We start from the raw sequence: 2,627 nt of genomic DNA, 5'->3' as shown, positions 1-2,627 counted from the left end.
GTGTGCTTCCGGTGAACTCGTATTGACAGGTTTATGAGACCTGCATCTGGTTTACAGGAGGCCGTTCGTCAGGTGGTGAAGTGCTGAGTGTGGTGTCGGGGGGCTTTGGCACAGGGGCTGAGTCCGTTGTCGCTGCCGTTGAAGCCATGTGGGACGCGGGCTCCCGATATTTACGGTGTCAGCGCCGCAAGTCCTTAGTGCGGGAAGTCACGGGATGACTGGCAGGCATCGCTCCCCGCGAAGGTGAACCCCGGCAGCGGCAACAACTCCTCCAGACGCGCTTCTGGCCAGCCAGGCAGACGCCGCAGAACATCCGTCAGCCAGGCATGCGGCTCCAGGCCATTCATCTTTGCCGTTTCCAGCAGACTCATGATTTTCGCCGCGCGTTCGCCTGCTGCAACCGAACCTGCGAACAACCATGATTTTCTGCCCATGACCACCGGTTTGATCGCCCGCTCGCAGACATTGTTGTCCAGCGGCAACCCGCCATCGTCCAGGAAGCGACTGAGGGCAACCCGACGTTTCAGCGCGTACGTGATCGCTTTGCCCAGCGCAGAGTTCTCCGGGCACGCATTTTTCTGCTGTTCCAGCCAGTGCCACAGCTTTTCCAGTGCCGGTCGCGCATAACGCTGTCGCCACTGGCGGACCTTTTCTACTGGCCGGTGCCGGATCTTCTTTTCCAGCCGGTACAGGCTGGCTATCTGTCTTATCGCCGTGGCTGCACGCGGATCTTTACCCGCTTTATACAGTTCCGCGAAGTTTCTGCGGGCATGAGCCCAGCACCCCGACAGGATTATCCCATTGTGCTGGTTTGCCAGCGTTTCATACGCCGGGTACCCGTCAACCACCAGACTCCCGGCCCAGTCTTTCAGGTATCCCGCCGGATATTGGCTGCTTCTGCCTGGTTGACAGTCGAAGCACACCGCTGGCGGGCCACTTCGTTCGCCACTGACGTAGCACCAGAGATAACCGGCACGGGATTTGCCCCCTTTTCTCGTGTCGAGGAGTTGCAGGGGCGTTTCATCGGCGTGTACCACATCCCGTGTCAGCAGCATCCGGTGCAACGTCTCTGCCAGTGGCGTCAGTACTGTGCCCGCACGCCCGACCATATCCGCCATCGTGCTGACGGGCAGGCTGATGTCTGACCGGGCAAGCACCGACTGCTGACGATACAGCGGCATATGGTCACAGTGTTTACTTATCACCAGTTGCGCGATGAGTGACGGTTCAGCCACACTTTTCGGGATAATGTGCGCGGGCATGTCACCGCTGACCACACACTGGCAGCAGTTGCAGCCGTACTGCGGGCGAACATACCGGTTAACCACGATGCGGGCCGGGATGTACTCCAGCTTTTCGCTCACTTCATCGCGGATGTGGTGCAGCATTCCAGGGCATTCGGGGTCAGGGCAGCTTTCCGTTGACGCGGGAACGATAACGATCTCTTTTCGCGGAAGATGTGCTGGAAGCGGTTTACGTGCCGGACTTTTGCCGGGGGACGTTTCTTCTGGGGGAAGCAATGTATCCAGTTGCGCTTCAGCGGCGGCGATATCGGCATCCATATCCTCTTCGAACAGGGAGCGTTGCATCCCGGCCAGGGTCTCACCTTTTTTCCCGAAGCGCTGTTGGCGGGCCAGTTTCAACATTTCTTCCAGGAGTTCGATACGCTGTTGAAGCCCGGTATTTTGCTGACGAAGTTTTTCTTTTTCTGCATTCTCAGACATCGCATTTTGCACCATGGCAAGTGCCAGAGTGCGAAGCTGTTCGATGTCACTGGTGGTGAGAACGGAGATATCCATGCGGATTATTATACCACTCCCGACATGGATAATCATTATTCTTCATGAGGTTATCATGTTCTGCGAGCCATATTCAGACTCGCCACGGAAGAGCCATTTTTCGAGGTCGTGGCCTCTCATCTGCTGCCAGTCGACACCACTGACGAGCCAGTTGAACTCATCGGGCGTGAGGGACCAGGCAACCTCATTTGCCCGGGGCCAGCGGAAGTTTCCTTTGTGCAGACGACGAACGCACAACCAGACGCCGTGCTTATCCCAGCGCAGCACTTTAATGCGGGAGCGAGCCTTGTTGGTGAAGACGAAGGCGGCACCTTCGTGCCAGGACGCCTGCAGTTCATCTTGCACGTACTGCGTAAGCGTGTCGATCCCGCGCCGCATATCAACGGGTCTCACGGCGAGAAAGACATTTTCAGGCGTCAGCATGCTTGAGCGCCCTGAAGACATCGGTCAGTTGTGAAGGATGGCAGCACATCCGTATTCCGCCGGGCAGGAATAGCGTAACGGGTTCATTCGCCACAGATGAAAAGGGTTCAGAAGGTGGAGCGGATTCGACGATATGAACGGGCAGAACAGTAGGTTTGCTTGCACGTCGTTGAGCTTTTGCGACATCTTGGGGCCATTCACGAAAGGAGGTAAAAGGAATATCGTTGAGCTCACAATACTGCCGGCGGGTAAGGCCGCTGGCGCGCCAACTGGCGACGTGTTGTTTTTTCTGGTCAATGAACCATCGTTGTTTTTGCATCGGTAAACACCCTTGTGTCAGTGGAGGATGGTGCCGATATTACCTGCTGAAATTATTATGAAAATACGAGTTCACCGGAAGTACAC

3 protein-coding genes are annotated in these 2,627 nt (G+C 56.6%); all 3 read right to left on the bottom strand.

Features of this window, described 5'->3' with window-relative positions:
• Nucleotides 1-194: 194 nt before the first annotated feature.
• Genes tnpC through tnpA form a run of 3 tightly spaced genes read right to left on the bottom strand, consistent with a single transcriptional unit; the run spans nucleotide 195 to nucleotide 2,541 of the window.
• The gene (tnpC, locus tag AC2A1E_RS23935; protein ID WP_484385831.1) at nucleotides 195-1,799 is read right to left on the bottom strand and encodes an IS66 family transposase; all 1,605 of its coding nucleotides are present in this window, start codon (nucleotides 1,797-1,799) and stop codon (nucleotides 195-197) included.
• A gap of 42 nt (nucleotides 1,800-1,841) precedes the next feature.
• Nucleotides 1,842-2,222: an IS66 family insertion sequence element accessory protein TnpB gene (gene tnpB, locus AC2A1E_RS23930; protein WP_484385830.1), complete on the bottom strand. Its 381-nt coding sequence runs from the start codon at nucleotides 2,220-2,222 to the stop codon at nucleotides 1,842-1,844.
• A complete protein-coding gene (gene tnpA / locus AC2A1E_RS23925; protein WP_074032485.1) occupies nucleotides 2,209-2,541 on the bottom strand; it encodes an IS66 family insertion sequence element accessory protein TnpA in 333 nt (110 codons plus the stop codon). The genes tnpB and tnpA overlap by 14 nt, the downstream gene beginning before the upstream one ends.
• Nucleotides 2,542-2,627: the final 86 nt, after the last annotated feature.

The organism is Serratia sp. HNCC26DJ206 (assembly GCF_057180605.1).
The sequence above is the reverse complement of the archived record's forward strand: the minus strand, read 5'-3'. Positions and strand labels throughout refer to the sequence as shown.